This is a genomic window from Streptomyces sp. KPB2, from assembly GCF_003950055.1.
GTDB lineage: Bacteria > Actinomycetota > Actinomycetes > Streptomycetales > Streptomycetaceae > Streptomyces > Streptomyces salinarius.
In genome coordinates this window covers 652502-666556 of sequence record NZ_CP034353.1, presented here as the reverse complement: position 1 = coordinate 666556, position 14055 = coordinate 652502, and the positions used below count along the sequence as shown (strand labels likewise).

The 14055-nt window shown below is 72.4% G+C and carries 13 protein-coding genes; 9 read left to right on the top strand and 4 right to left on the bottom strand.

The window, feature by feature from the left end; genetic code table 11:
• Positions 1–166 precede the first annotated feature (166 nt).
• Entirely contained in the window at positions 167–1066 is a 900-nt protein-coding gene (locus D1J63_RS03065; RefSeq protein ID WP_125627611.1) for an NAD(P)H-binding protein, read from the top strand.
• A 22-nt stretch (positions 1067–1088) separates the two neighbouring features.
• Here D1J63_RS03065 and D1J63_RS03060 read toward each other — a convergent pair whose 3' ends face one another.
• On the bottom strand, positions 1089–1973 hold the full coding sequence (locus D1J63_RS03060; protein WP_102928197.1) for a LysR substrate-binding domain-containing protein: 885 nt from the start codon (positions 1971–1973) through the stop codon (positions 1089–1091).
• Between the two features lie 131 nt (positions 1974–2104).
• Here D1J63_RS03060 and D1J63_RS03055 point away from each other — a divergent pair, with 131 nt between their 5' ends.
• From D1J63_RS03055 to D1J63_RS03030, 6 genes are all read left to right on the top strand, one after another.
• Positions 2105–2776, top strand: coding sequence for a succinate dehydrogenase (locus D1J63_RS03055; protein ID WP_125635137.1), 672 nt, complete (start codon positions 2105–2107; stop codon positions 2774–2776).
• Between the two features lies 1 nt (position 2777).
• Complete coding sequence (locus tag D1J63_RS03050; RefSeq protein WP_125627610.1) at positions 2778–4727, top strand: fumarate reductase/succinate dehydrogenase flavoprotein subunit; 1950 nt, start codon at positions 2778–2780, stop codon at positions 4725–4727.
• Positions 4724–5473 (top strand): succinate dehydrogenase/fumarate reductase iron-sulfur subunit, encoded by a 750-nt coding sequence (locus tag D1J63_RS03045; RefSeq protein WP_125627609.1) that lies wholly within the window; start codon positions 4724–4726, stop codon positions 5471–5473. Before D1J63_RS03050 ends, D1J63_RS03045 begins: the two co-directional genes overlap by 4 nt.
• A 203-nt stretch (positions 5474–5676) precedes the next feature.
• Entirely contained in the window at positions 5677–6450 is a 774-nt protein-coding gene (locus tag D1J63_RS03040) for a GNAT family N-acyltransferase (protein WP_125627608.1), read from the top strand.
• Positions 6447–7274: a lysophospholipid acyltransferase family protein gene (locus tag D1J63_RS03035; RefSeq protein ID WP_125627607.1), complete on the top strand. Its 828-nt coding sequence runs from the start codon at positions 6447–6449 to the stop codon at positions 7272–7274. The genes D1J63_RS03040 and D1J63_RS03035 overlap by 4 nt, the downstream gene beginning before the upstream one ends.
• A 72-nt stretch (positions 7275–7346) precedes the next feature.
• A complete protein-coding gene (locus D1J63_RS03030; protein WP_125627606.1) occupies positions 7347–8258 on the top strand; it encodes a PRC and DUF2382 domain-containing protein in 912 nt (303 codons plus the stop codon).
• Positions 8259–8303: 45 nt separating this feature from the next.
• Here D1J63_RS03030 and D1J63_RS03025 read toward each other — a convergent pair whose 3' ends face one another.
• Entirely contained in the window at positions 8304–10649 is a 2346-nt protein-coding gene (locus tag D1J63_RS03025) for an excinuclease ABC subunit UvrA (RefSeq protein WP_125627605.1), read from the bottom strand.
• 41 nt (positions 10650–10690) lie between these two features.
• The gene (locus D1J63_RS03020) at positions 10691–11710 is read right to left on the bottom strand and encodes an LLM class flavin-dependent oxidoreductase (RefSeq protein ID WP_125627604.1); all 1020 of its coding nucleotides are present in this window, start codon (positions 11708–11710) and stop codon (positions 10691–10693) included.
• A 99-nt stretch (positions 11711–11809) separates the two neighbouring features.
• Here D1J63_RS03020 and D1J63_RS03015 point away from each other — a divergent pair, with 99 nt between their 5' ends.
• Positions 11810–12301 carry a hypothetical protein gene (locus D1J63_RS03015; RefSeq protein ID WP_102930372.1) on the top strand — a complete coding sequence of 164 codons (492 nt, stop codon included), beginning with the start codon at positions 11810–11812 and terminating at the stop codon, positions 12299–12301.
• 1 nt (position 12302) lies between these two features.
• On the opposite strand, the gene D1J63_RS03010 is transcribed toward D1J63_RS03015, so the two are convergent.
• Positions 12303–12518, bottom strand: a complete 216-nt coding sequence (locus tag D1J63_RS03010; RefSeq protein WP_030399431.1) for a dodecin — start codon at positions 12516–12518, stop codon at positions 12303–12305.
• A 250-nt stretch (positions 12519–12768) separates the two neighbouring features.
• Here D1J63_RS03010 and D1J63_RS03005 point away from each other — a divergent pair, with 250 nt between their 5' ends.
• Complete coding sequence (locus D1J63_RS03005) at positions 12769–14037, top strand: extracellular solute-binding protein (protein ID WP_125627603.1); 1269 nt, start codon at positions 12769–12771, stop codon at positions 14035–14037.
• The last annotated feature ends 18 nt before the right edge of the window (positions 14038–14055 follow it).

Below are 14055 nucleotides of genomic sequence, written 5' to 3'. Positions count from 1 at the left end.
CCGATGCCGCCCGGTATTGCCCTCAGGGTAACAAGCCGGATCCGGCCGATCCTTCAGTTCCGCCGGGCCGGCGCACAGGATGGGAGAGCGCCGGGAAGCGAGCGGAACGAGATTCCCGCCCCGGCGCGATCCCTCTCTTCTCCTTCCCTGAACCGGAGTTGTGCTCGTGATCGTCCTCACCACCCCGACCGGCGGAATCGGCCGACAGGTCCTCGACAACGTCCTGGACGCCCTCGACGCCCGGGACGACGGGACCGCGGTCCGCGTGATCGCCCGCGACCCCGCACGCCTCACCGCCCGGGCCCGGGAGCGGGCCGAGGTGTTCCGGGGCTCGCACGCCGACCCCGACGTCCTGGGCGCCGCCTGCGAGGGTGCCGGCCAGGTGTTCTGGCTGGTGCCGCCCGCGCCCGGCGCCGACAGCGTCGAGGGACACTTCCGCGACTTCACGCTGCCGCTGTGCGAGGCGATCGAGCGGCAGGGCGTCGCACGGGTGGTCGCCGTCTCCAGCCTGGGCCGCGGCGTGGCCAAGGACGCCGGACCGATCACCGCCTCCCTCGCCATGGACGACCGGATCGCGGCCACCGGCGTGCACTACCGCGCCCTGTGCCCGCCCTTCCTGATGGAGAACCTGCTCGGCCAGGCCGCCGCCCTCCGCGACACCGGCGAGTTCCGTATGGCGTACGCCGCGGACCGCGTCCTGCGGACCTGCGCCACCGCCGACATCGCCGCCACGGCCGCCCGTCTGCTCCTCGACGACACCTGGACCGGCCGTTCCGACGTCCCCGTGGTCGGCCCCGACGCCCTGACCCCCGCGGGCATGGCGGAGGTGCTGTCCGAGGTGCTGAGCCGTCCGGTACGGGTACGGGAGACGACCCCGGAGGCGTACCGGGCGTCCGCCCTGCGGTTCGGGGCGAGCGAGGCGAGCGCCCAGGGCCTGGCCGACATGGCCTCGGCGATGGACGCCCAGGGCTTCTACGGCGCGGCCGAGCCCAGCACCCCGGACACCGCGCCCACGAGCTTCCGCCGCTGGTGCGAGGAGGTCCTCAGGCCGGCCGCGCTCGTCTGACGGGCGGGGCCGGGGCCGCCCGTCACCGCTCCAGCAGCATCCGCTGCAGCTCCCGTGCCGCCCTCGGCGGAGCCACGTCGCTGCGGTGGGCGAGGGCGATGGTCCGGTACAGGCCGGGCCGGGCCAGAGGGGTCACCCGCAGCCCGCGCCCGGAGCGGGCGGCCACCATCCGCGGGACGACCGCCAGGCCGAGCCCGGCCCGCACGAACCCCAGAACCGCGTCCATCTCCCCGCCCTCCACGGCGAAGTCCGGTTCGAACCCGGCCGAGCGGCACGCGGCCACGGTCAGCTCCCGCAGGTCGTAGCCGTGCCGGAACATCACCAGCCGCTCGCCCTCCAGGTCGGTGATGCGCACGGCACGGCGCCCGCCGCCCGGCCGGGGCGCCTCCGGGGACGACACCACCACCAGGTCCTCCCGCAGCAGCTCGACCGTCGTCAGCGCCGGGGACGCGGTGGGCAGCGGCAGCACCACCAGGGCCAGGTCCAGCGCGCCGCGCGCCAACTCCCGCACCAGATCGTGCGAGCCGCTCTCCTCGATCAGCAGCTGGATGCCGGGATAGCGGTCGTGGAAGGCACGCAGCACGTCCGGGAGCAGGCCGGTGCACAGGCTCGGGGTGGCGCCCAGCCGGACCCGGCCGCGGCGCAGTTGCGCCAGCTCCAGCACCTCGTGCCGCGCGGTGTCCGCGTCCGCCAGGATGCGCCGGGCCAGCGGCAGCAGCGCCTCCCCGGCGTCGGTGAGGGTGATGTTGCCGCGCGCCCGCAGGAACAGGTCGGCGCCCAGCTCCCGCTCCAGCGCCTTGATCTGCTGCGACAGCGAGGGCTGCGCCACGTGGACCACCTCGGCGGCCCGGGTGAAGTGCCGGGTCTCGGCGACCGCGACGAAGTACTGGAGCTGTTGCAACTGCATACCGTGAGCATACGCGGTCGATAGGCAGGCCCTATGGAATCCAGGCGTTCCATGTCTTGGACCGATGGGCCCTGGTCCCCGTAACGTCCTGTGACATGGCTCTGGCAACGCGGACGGACCGACGGCCGTCCATGGCGCGCACCGTGTGGGACTCGACCGTCGGCAAGAAGACAGTGATGGCGGTCAGCGGTCTCGTCATGCTGCTCTACCTGGTCGCCCACATGATCGGGAACCTGAAGATCTTCTTCGGGACCGAGGAGTTCAACCACTACGCCCACTGGCTGCGCACGGTCGGCGAACCGTTCATGCACTACGAGTGGACGCTCTGGCTGATCCGCGTCGTGCTGGTGGTCGCCGTCGTCGCCCACGCCGTCTCCGCGTACCAGCTCAGCCGCCGCGACATCAAGGCGCGGCCCAGCAAGTACGTGCACAAGAAGCCCCGTTCCAGCTACGCGACGCGCACCATGCGCTGGGGCGGGATCATCCTCGGCCTCTTCATCGTCTGGCACCTCCTCGACCTGACCACCGGCACCGTGCACTCCGGCGGCTTCGAGACCGGCAAGCCCTACCAGAACGTCGTGGACACCTTCTCCACCTGGTACGGCAACGTCATCTACATCCTCGCGATGCTCGCCCTCGGCCTGCACATCCGGCACGGCTTCTGGAGCGCCGCCCAGACCCTCGGCGCCGGCAGCCGCACCCGCGACCGGGCCCTGAAGACGACCGCGAACGTCCTCGCGCTGCTGCTCACGATCGGTTTCATCGCCGTACCCGTGGGCGTCATGACCGGAGTGGTGAGCTGACATGACAACCTACGCCGACTACACGACCGGGGAGCCGGTCGCCGACACCAAGGCCCCCGCCGGACCCGTCAACGAGCGCTGGGACACGCGCCGTTTCGAGGCGAAGCTGGTCAACCCCGCCAACCGGCGCGGCAAGACCGTCATCGTCGTCGGCACCGGCCTCGCGGGCGGCTCCGCCGGTGCCACCCTCGCCGAACAGGGCTACCACGTCGTCCAGTTCTGCTACCAGGACTCCCCGCGCCGGGCCCACTCCATCGCCGCCCAGGGCGGCATCAACGCGGCGAAGAACTACCGCAACGACGGCGACTCGATCCACCGCCTGTTCTACGACACCGTCAAGGGCGGCGACTTCCGCTCCCGCGAGTCCAACGTGCACCGGCTGGCGCAGATCTCGGTCGAGATCATCGACCAGTGCGTGGCGCAGGGCGTGCCCTTCGCCCGCGAGTACGGCGGACTGCTCGACACCCGCTCCTTCGGCGGTGTGCAGGTCTCCCGCACCTTCTACGCCCGCGGCCAGACGGGCCAGCAGCTGCTGCTCGGCGCCTACCAGGCGCTCAGCAGGCAGATCGCGGCCGGCAACATCGAGATGCACGCGCGCACCGAGATGCTCGACCTGATCGTCGTGGACGGCCGGGCCCGCGGCATCGTCGCCCGCGACCTGATCACCGGGAAGATCGACACCTACTTCGCCGACGCCGTCGTCCTGGCCAGCGGCGGCTACGGCAACGTCTTCTACCTCTCCACCAACGCCATGAACTCCAACGCGACCGCGATCTGGCGGGCGCACCGGCGCGGCGCGTACTTCGCCAACCCCTGCTTCACACAGATCCACCCCACCTGCATCCCGCGCACCGGTGACCACCAGTCCAAGCTGACGCTGATGAGCGAGTCGCTGCGCAACGACGGCCGGATCTGGGTGCCCAAGGCCAAGGGCGACGACCGGCCGCCGAACAAGATCCCCGAGGACGAGCGCGACTACTACCTGGAGCGCATCTACCCGTCCTTCGGCAACCTGGTCCCGCGTGACATCGCCTCCCGCGCCGCGAAGAACGTCTGCGACGAGGGCAGGGGAGTGGGCCCCGGAGGCCAGGGCGTCTACCTGGACTTCGCCGACGCCATCAAGCGCATGGGGCGCAAGGCGGTCGAGGCCAAGTACGGCAACCTCTTCGACATGTACCAGCGGATCACCGACGAGGACCCGTACCGGGTACCGATGCGGATCTACCCCGCCGTGCACTACACGATGGGCGGCCTGTGGGTCGACTACGACCTCCAGACCACGATCCCCGGCCTGTTCGCCGTCGGCGAGGCCAACTTCTCCGACCACGGTGCCAATCGGCTCGGCGCCTCCGCGCTGATGCAGGGCCTGGCCGACGGCTACTTCGTGCTGCCGGCCACCATCAACGACTACCTCGCGCGCACTCCTCACCGGGACGACGTGGACGACGAGCACCCGGTGGTGCAGGAGGTGCTGGCCGAGACCGAGGACCGGCTGAACCTGCTGCTGTCCGTCGACGGCGACCGCACCCCGGACTCCTTCCACCGCGAACTCGGCGAGCTGATGTGGGAGTTCTGCGGCATGGCCCGCACCGACACGGGACTGCGCAAGGCGCTGGAGCGCATCCCGCAGATCCGCGAGGAGTTCTGGCGGCGCATCAAGGTCCCCGGCACCGGCGAGGAGTTCAACCAGTCGCTGGAGAAGGCCAACCGCATCGTCGACTACCTGGAACTCGCCGAGCTGATGTGCCTCGACGCGCTGCACCGCTCCGAGTCCTGCGGCGGCCACTTCCGCGAGGAGTCCCAGACCCCCGACGGCGAGGCGGCCCGCAAGGACGACGAGTTCGGCTACGCCGCCGCCTGGGAGTTCACCGGCACCGGCGCGGCCCCCACCCTGCACAAGGAAGACCTGGTCTTCGAGTACGTCCACCCCACCCAGCGGAGCTACGCATGAAGCTCACCCTGCGCGTCTGGCGGCAGAAGAACGCCGACGCCGACGGCGCCATGTCCACGTACGAGGTGGACGGAATCTCCAGCGACATGTCCTTCCTGGAGATGCTCGACACCCTCAACGAGGAACTCATCCTCAAGGGCGAGGACCCGGTCGCCTTCGACCACGACTGCCGCGAGGGCATCTGCGGCGCCTGCTCGCTGGTCATCAACGGCGACGCCCACGGCCCCGAGCGCACCACCACCTGCCAGCTGCACATGCGGTCCTTCGAGGACGGCGACACCATCGACATCGAGCCCTGGCGGGCCTCCGCGTTCCCGGTCGTCAAGGACCTCGTCGTCGACCGCTCGGCCTTCGACCGGATCATCCAGGCCGGCGGCTACATCACCGCGCCCACCGGTAGCGCGCCGGAGGCGCACGCCACGCCGGTGCCGAAGCCGGACGCCGACCTCGCCTTCGAGCACGCGGAGTGCATCGGCTGCGGCGCGTGCGTCGCCGCGTGCCCGAACGGCGCGGCGATGCTGTTCACCTCCGCGAAGGTGAACCACCTGAACGTGCTGCCGCAGGGCGCGCCCGAGCGGGAGACGCGGGTGCTCGACATGGTCGGGCAGATGGACGCCGAGGGCTTCGGCGGGTGCACGCTCACCGGCGAGTGCGCGACCGCCTGCCCGAAGGGCATTCCGCTGATGTCCATCACCAGCATGAACAAGGAGTGGCTGCGGGCCGCGCGCAAGGTGGCCAAGAAGTAGCCCCCCACGACGTTCGCCGACAGGTGCGGACGGACGGGGCCGGGAGAGGTGCTCCTCCCGGCCCCGTTTCGCTTGCCCGCAACCCCTGTCCGGGAGCCCGGCATTCAGGAAGCGCACATCCGTGCTCCGGGCAGTCGTCATGTGCAGTACAGCCGGTGTCGAAAGAACTGTGGCGGACCCGTCCCCGGCCCAGGAGAGCACCCATGACCGGCGTACTGACCGCTGACCGCCCCAAGCAGCCCGCCACGCCCCGCCGCTACACGATCACCCTCGCCCGTGACGAGGACGACGTACGCGCCGCACAGCGGTTGCGGCACGACGTCTTCGCCGGGGAGATGGGCGCGCTGCTGGCGAGCCCGCAGCCCGGACACGACGTCGACCCCTTCGACGCGTACTGCGACCACCTGCTCGTGCGCGAGGAGACGACCGGGCAGGTCGTCGGAACCTACCGGCTGCTGCCCCCCGAGCGCGCGGCGGTCGCCGGACGGCTGTACGCCGAGAACGAGTTCGACCTCGCGTCGCTGGCCGCGATCCGGCCCGGACTCGTGGAGGTCGGCCGGTCCTGCGTGCACCCCGACCACCGCGACGGTGCCGTCATCGGCCTCATCTGGGCCGGGATAGCCCGCTACATGACCGACCGGGGCCACGAGTGGCTGGCGGGCTGCTGCTCCCTCCCGCTGGCCGACGGCGGAAGCCTCGCCGCCGGCACCTGGGACCGGGTGCGGGCCAAGCACCTGGCGCCCGAGGAGTACCGGGTACGGCCGCTGCTGCCCTGGGTCCCGCGCCCGGCGGCGCCCGCCGCGCGCATCGACCTGCCGGCGCTGCTGCGCGGCTACCTCCGGCTCGGTGCCTGGGTGTGCGGGGAGCCCGCCCACGACGCCGACTTCGGCGTCGCCGACCTGTACGTGCTGCTGCCGATGAGCCGGGTCGACCCGCGCTATCTGCGCCACTTCCTCTCGCTGGTCCCGGCCCGGTGAGCGGCTGGCTGCCCGTCGCGCCCTGCACCCCCGGGGCGTGCGTGGAACCGTCCCGCGGCGCTGCGGCCGTGCCGCGCGCCGCGCTGCGGCTCACCGCGGTCGCCGCGCTCCTCCTCGCCGGGTTCGCCGCCGTACTGGCGCCGTCCGGCCTGCGGCGCAGGCTGCCCGCCGCCCTGGTGCGCAACTGGTGCCGGTGGGTCGTACGGGCCGCGGGCGTCCGGGTCCGCGTCACCGGCGCCGCCGCGCCCGGGGGCGGCCTGCTCCTCGTCGCCAACCACGTCTCCTGGCTCGACGTCCCGCTGCTCGCCGCCGTACGGCCCGCCAGGATGCTGGCCAAGAGCGAGATCCGGCGCTGGCCGGTGGCGGGCGGGCCGGCCGCACGCGCCGGGGTGCTGTTCGTCGAACGGGACCGGATACGGGCCCTGCCGCACACGGTCGACGCGATCGCCCGGGCCCTGGGCGCGGGCGCCGCGGTGGCGGCCTTCCCCGAGGGCAGCACCTGGTGCGGACGCGCCCGGGGACCGTTCAGCCGGGCGGTGTTCCAGGCGGCCCTGGACGCCGGGGTGCCGGTCCAGCCGGTCCGGATCCGCTACCTGGCCGGGGAGCGGGCGGTGAGCACGACGCCCGCGTTCGTCGGCGCGGACACGCTGCTCGCCTCCCTCTGGCGGGTGGCGTCGGCGCGGGGACTGACCGCCGAGGTGGAGGTGTGTTCGGCCCTGCCACCGGGCCGTCACCCCGACCGTCGCTCTCTGGCCCGGGCCGCGGAGCACGAGGTCCACGGTCACCAGGGGAAAGCACATTCGAAAAGTATGTGCAGTTTGTGATGTTTGTGCCGTTTCCTCCCCGCTGGATGCGGACAATCGGAAAGCAGGCACCCGAAAGGAGGGTGATGGCAGATGATCACCCGTGAAGAGATCGCCAACGTCCTGGACCAACCGGTCTACGACGGGGACGGCAACAAGATCGGCGACGCGAAGCATGTCTTCTTCGACGACATGACCGGGCGCCCCGAGTGGGTGAGCGTCAAGACGGGCATGTTCGGCTCCGCCGAGTCCTTCGTGCCCATTCGCGACGCCGCGCTGGTCCAGGACCACCTCGAGGTTCCCTACGGCAAGGACCAGGTCAAGGGCGCGCCCTCTGTCGACGTCGACGCGGGCGGCCATCTGTCGGAGACCGAGGAACACCGGCTCTACGACTACTACGGCATCAACTGGGACAGTGTGCTGTCCGAGGCCGAGCGCACCGACGACGGACGCTACGCCGCGGGCCCGGGCCCGGCGGGCACCGCCGGAGCCGCCGGAGCCGCCGGAGCGGCGGGTGCCGCGGGCGTGGCCGGCACGACGCCGGGCGGTACGACCGGCCGCGAGGACGCCGCGCGGCGCGAGGCCATGCGCGGTGACGAGGCCATGACCCGCTCCGAGGAGCAGATGCGCGTCGGCGTGGAACGCCACGAGTCGGGCCGGGCCAGGCTCCGCAAGTACGTCGTCACGGAAGAGGTGCAGCAGACCGTCCCGGTGACCCACGAGGAAGTGCGCGTGGTGCGCGAGCCGATCACGGACGCCAACCGTGACGAGGCGATGGCCGGGCCCGAGATCAGCGAGGCCGAGCACGAGGTCACGCTGCACGCGGAGCGCCCCGTCGTGGAGACGGAGACGGTGCCGGTGGAGCGCGTCCGGATGACCACGGAGGAACTCACGGAGAACGAGACGGTGCGCGGCCAGGTCCGCAAGGAGCGCATCGAGGCCGAGACCGAAACCTTCACCGAGGACGAGACCCGGCAGGGCGGCAAGCGGCGGGGCCGCGAGTGACCGTCCCCCGACGTCAGCGCGGGACCGTGCGCCGGTGAACCGGCTTCACCGGCGCTTCCCGCCGTCCAGGGCCCGGGCCAGATAGGGAGCGGTGGCACTCCCCTCGGCGGCCGCCACCTCGACGGGCGTCCCCGCGGCCACGATCCGGCCGCCCGCGTCGCCGCCGCCGGGACCCAGGTCGATCACATGGTCGGCGCCGGCCACCACACCCATGTCGTGCTCGACCACGACCACCGTGTGCCCGGCGTCGACGAGACCGTGCAACTGCCGCATCAGCACCTCGACATCGGCCGGGTGCAGACCGGTCGTCGGCTCGTCGAGCAGGTACAGGGTGTGACCGCGCCGCCCGCGCTGCAACTCGCTCGCCAGCTTGATGCGCTGCGCCTCCCCGCCGGACAGCTCCGTCGCCGGCTGGCCGAGCCGCAGATAGCCGAGACCGACGTCCAGCAACGCGGCCAGACTGCGGGCCACCGCCGGGGTGTCCGCGAAGAACTCCGCCGCGCCCTCCACGGTCAGGTCCAGCACCTCGGCGATGTTCCGCCCCCGGTACGTCACTTCGAGCGTCTCGGGGTTGTAGCGGGCCCCGCCGCAGTCGGGGCACGGCGCGTACGTGCTCGGCAGGAACAGCAGCTCGACGCTGACGAAACCCTCGCCCTGGCAGGTCTCGCAGCGCCCGCCCGCCACGTTGAAGGAGAACCGGCCCACGCCGTAACCGCGTTCCCGCGCCTGGTCGGTGGCGGCGAAGACCTTGCGCACGACGTCGAACAGTCCCGTGTAGGTCGCCAGGTTGGAGCGCGGGGTGCGGCCGATCGGCCGCTGGTCGACGGAGACCAGCCGGTCCACCCCCGCCAGGTCCTCCGTGATCTCGCCGACCAGCGTCGACTTCCCGGAGCCCGACACGCCCGTCACGGCGGTGAGCACCCCGAGCGGGAACCGCGCGGTCACCCCGCGCAGATTGTGCCGCGTCACCGGACCGACCGTCACCGTGCCCCGCGGCACACGTACCTCGCGCGCGGGCGCGGGGGAGCGGCCGAAGAGGTGACGGGCGGTGGCGGACTCCGCGACCCCGGCCAGCCCGTCGACCGGGCCGCTGTACAGCACCCGCCCGCCGTGTTCGCCGGCCAGCGGACCGACGTCCACGATCCAGTCGGCGCCGCGCATCACTGCCAGGTGGTGCTCCACCACGAACACCGAGTTCCCGGCCGCCTTCAGCCGCGCCAGCACCGTCAGGAGCGCCTCGGTGTCCGCCGGGTGCAGCCCCGCGGAGGGCTCGTCGAGGACGTACACCACCCCGAACAGCCCGGAGCGCAGCTGGGTCGCCAGCCGCAGCCGCTGCAGCTCGCCCGCCGACAGGGTGGGCGTGGGGCGGTCCAGGCTCAGATAGCCGAGTCCCAGCTCGACGACGGGCGCGATCCGCGAGGTGAGGTCCTCGGTCAGCACCCTGGCCGTCTCGCCCTCGGTCGGCAGCACGGCGGCCAGCTCGGTGAGCGGCAGGGCGGCCAGCTCGGCGACGGTGCGGCCGCCGACGGTCACCGCGAGGGACTCGGCCCGCAGCCGGCCGCCACCGCACACCGGACAGGGCGCGCTGGTCAGGAACCGCTCCGCCTTCGCCCGCAGCGTGGCGCTCTTCGAGTCCGCGAAGGTCTTCATCACATAGCGCCGGGCGCTCATGTACGTGCCCTGGTACGGCCGCTGGATGCGCCCCGCGTCCCGCACCGGGTGCACCGTGACCACCGGCTGGTCGTCGGTGAACAGGATCCACTCCCGCGCCTCGGCGGGCAGCTCGCGCCAGGGCCGGTCCACGTCGTACCCGAGCGCGTCCAGCACGTCGCGCAGGTTCTTGCCCTGCCAGGCGCCCGGCCACGCGGCGATCGCGCCGTCCCGGATCGACAGCGAGGGGTCCGGGACCAGCAGCTCCTCGGTGGTGCGGTGCACCCGGCCGAGCCCGTGGCACTCGGGGCAGGCACCGGCCGCCGTGTTCGGCGAGAAGGCGTCGGAGTCCAGCCGCTCGGCGCCCGGCGGATAGTCGCCAGCGCGGGAGAAGAGCATCCGCAGGGAGTTGGAGAGGTTGGTGACCGTCCCCACCGACGAGCGGGACGTCGGGGCCGCCCGCCGCTGCTGCAACGACACGGCGGGCGGCAGCCCGGTGATCTCGCCCACCTTCGGCGCGCCCACCTGGTGGATGAGCCGACGGGCGTACGGCGCGACCGACTCGAAGTAGCGCCGCTGCGCCTCCGCGTAAACCGTCCCGAAGGCCAGCGACGACTTCCCCGACCCCGAGACGCCGGTGAACACCGCCACCACGTCCCGGGGGACGTCCACGTCGACGCCCTTCAGGTTGTGCTCACGGGCGTCGCGCACGCGGACGTACGGGTCGTGGGGGCTGTGCATCGCGGGGAACTCCGTACGGTGGGGGGACAAACCCCGCGATTCTATGCCGGGGCGGCGAACGGTCCGGTGCCGGTGACACGGGCGAGCCGCCGGTAGGAGTCGAGCAGCGCCTCGCGGTCGTAGGTGCTGGTGGTGACCAGGACCTCCTGCGCGCCCGTCTCCTTCACGAGCGTCTCCAGCTCGTCGGCGACCTGCTCCTCCGTGCCGGCGACGTGACCCGCCAGACCCGCGTCGTACAGGTCGCGTTCCTTGCCGGTCATCGTCCGGGCCTCGATCTCCTCGGCCGGGGCCAGCGGCGGGAAGGAGCCGCGCGTGCGGGCGTGTGCCATGGACCACGCCTCCGGGACGAGCAGCCGCCGGGCCGCCTCGGGCGTCGCGGCCACCGCCACGGTGCCGGAGACGACGACGTACGGCTCCGCGCTCCACTCGGAGGGGCGGAACCCGGCGCGGTAGCGGTCGATGCCGCGGCGCATCCGGTCCCGGTCGCGCAGGTCCCCGATGACCATCGGTAGGCCGGCCCGCGCGGCGACGGCCGCGCCCTCGCCCATCGCCAGCACGAACGGCGGTACGGTCAGCCCCTCCGCGGGGCGCGCGTGCACGCCGGTGGGCGAGGTGCCGCGGAACCAGCCGAGCAGCTCGGCCAGTTGCGCGTCGAAGTCCTCCGCGTCGTCCTTCTCCCGGCCCAGCGCCCGGCGGACGCCGTCGGTGAAGCCCACCGAGCGGCCCAGCCCCATGTCGATCCGGCCGGGGAAGAGCGACTCCAGCACGCCGAACTGCTCGGCGACGACCAGCGGCCGGTGGTTGGGCAGCATCACGCCCCCGGTGCCGACGCGGATGGTCCGCGTCGCCCCGGCCACGGCGGCCGCGAGGACGGTCGGCGCCGACCCGGCCACGCCGGGCACGCCGTGGTGCTCCGCGACCCAGAACCGGTGGTAGCCGAGCCGCTCCGCCTCCCGCGCCAGCTCCACGGTGTCGCGCAGCGCCTCCCCGGCGCTGCGGCCCGCGCGGATGCGGGAGCGGTCGAGGACGGAGAAGCGGGTGGTGGCGATCGAGGAGGTCACATGATGTTCAACGCCCGCGCCCGGCACAGATTCCCGGACCCGGTCTCCGGCGCGGAAGTCCGGTGCCGCTTTCCCGGCGGCGCCCTCTAGGGTGAACGCGTGAACGACAGCGACAAGGCCCCGGTGGCCGTGTTCGACCTGGACAACACCCTCGCCGACACCGCGCACCGGCAGCGGTTCCTGGAGCGCCGGCCGCGCGACTGGGACGCGTTCTTCGCGGCCGCGCCGCACGATCCGCCGCTCGCGGAGGGCATCGCACTGGTGCGGGAGAGCGCGAAGGAGTGCGAGATCGTCTATCTGACCGGCCGGCCCGAGCGCTGCCGGCGCGACACCCTCGACTGGCTGGCGGCGCACGGCCTGCCCGAGGGTGCCGTGCACATGCGCGGCAACGCCGACCGCAGGCCCGCCCGGCGCACCAAGCTGGAGATCCTGCGGCGCCTCGCGCGGACCCGCGAGGTGCGGGTCCTGGTGGACGACGACGAGCTGGTCTGCGACGACGCGGAGCGGGCCGGTTTCACCGTGCTCCGGGCCCGCTGGGCGGCCCGGTCGGCCGAGCTGCGCGTGGCGCAGGAGCGCGAGGGGCGCACCTGAGTCAGTCCGACTCCTCCAGGCGGAAGCCGAGCTTGAGACCGACCTGCCAGTGCGCGACCTGCCCGTCCTCGATCTGGCCGCGCACCTGCGTCACCTCGAACCAGTCGAGCTTGCGCAGGGTCTGCGAGGCGCGGGTGATGGCGTTGCGGACGGCCTGGTCGACGCCGTCGGGCGAGGTGCCGACGACCTCGGTGACCCGGTAGGTGTGGTTCGACATGCGGGTGCTCCCTTCCCAGGACAGCCGTGTGCCCTGCGTCACTCCACCGTGCCCCAAGTCGGGACGGAGCGCGAGGCATCGACCTTCGGGGCGGAATCCTCCCGGTAGCTCCCCTTGACCTTTGTAATGGTCCATACCAAAATCCCTGACACCCGTTCGAGCCTCGGGCTCGTCCCCCACGTCGGGTCTCCCTTCGCGTGTGCAGGACGCACCTGCCTCCGCCTCTGTTCGTCAGTCAGAAGGACCCCTCGTGAGACGTCGCCTCCTCGCCCTTGTCTGTGTGTCCGCCTCCGTGCTCAGCGGCTGCGGCCTGATCTCGCAGGACGGCGGGGGCGATCGGCACACCGTCACCGTCTGGCTGATGAAGGACAGCGCCTCCCAGGACTTCCTGAAGCGGTTCACCGAGGGCTTCGAGGCCGACCACCCCGACCTCGACCTCGACATCCGCATCCAGGAGTGGACCGGGATCGGCGACAAGGTCCAGGCCGCGCTGAAGGCCGACGGCTCGGACGGCCCCGACGTCATCGAGGTCGGCAACACCCAGGTCCCGCAGTACGCGGAGGGCGGACGGCTGCAGGACCTGACCCTGGAGTCGATGCGGGACTGGGGCATCCGCGACTGGCTGCCGGGCCTCGCCGAACCGGGGCAGTGGATGTCCCAGCAGTTCGGCGTGCCCTGGTACGCCGCCAACCGCGTCGTCATCTACCGCAAGGACCTCTTCGAGCGGGCCGGCATCAACGAACCGCCCCGCACCCGCGAGGAGTGGCTCGACGCCACCGAGAAGCTCGACAAGAACGGCGACCAGGGCATCTACCTGGCCGGCCAGGACTGGTACACGCTCTCCGGCTTCATCTGGGACGAGGGCGGCGAACTGGCCACCCAGGCCGGCGAGGGCGGTGTCTGGACGGGCGCCCTCGACTCCGGCGCGGCCCTGCGCGGCATGGACTTCTACCGCGAACTCCAGGCCCTGGGCGACGGACCGGTCGACGCCGACGAGGAACACCCGCCGCAGGCCGGGGTCTTCGCCAAGGGCCAGGTCGCGCAGATCATCGCGGTACCGGGCCAGGCACAGTCCGTGCTGCGCGAGAACCCCGACCTCAAGGGCAAGATCGGGTTCTTCCCGGTGCCCGGCAAGAGCGCCGACAAGCCCGGCGCCGTCTTCACCGGCGGCTCCGACCTCGTCGTCCCGAAGAACACCGACCAGGAGGAGGGCGCCCTCGCCGTGGTCGAGGCGCTCGCGGGCGAGAAGTGGAACACCGACCTGGCCCGCACCATGAACTACGTCCCCAACAAGAAGACGCTCGCTGAGGCCGTCTCCGGCGAGGAAGGGGCCGAGGCCATGGCCGCCGGCGCCGCACAGGGCCGGGCGACCCCCGGTACGCCGCAGTGGGGCGCCGTCGAGGCGGACAACCCGATCAAGGCGTACATGACGAAGGTGCTCAAGGGGGCGGACGCGAAGTCGGAGGCCAGGAAGGCGTCCGACCGCATCACCGAACTGCTGGACCCCAACACGCGCTGACCGCGGCGGGGCGGGACC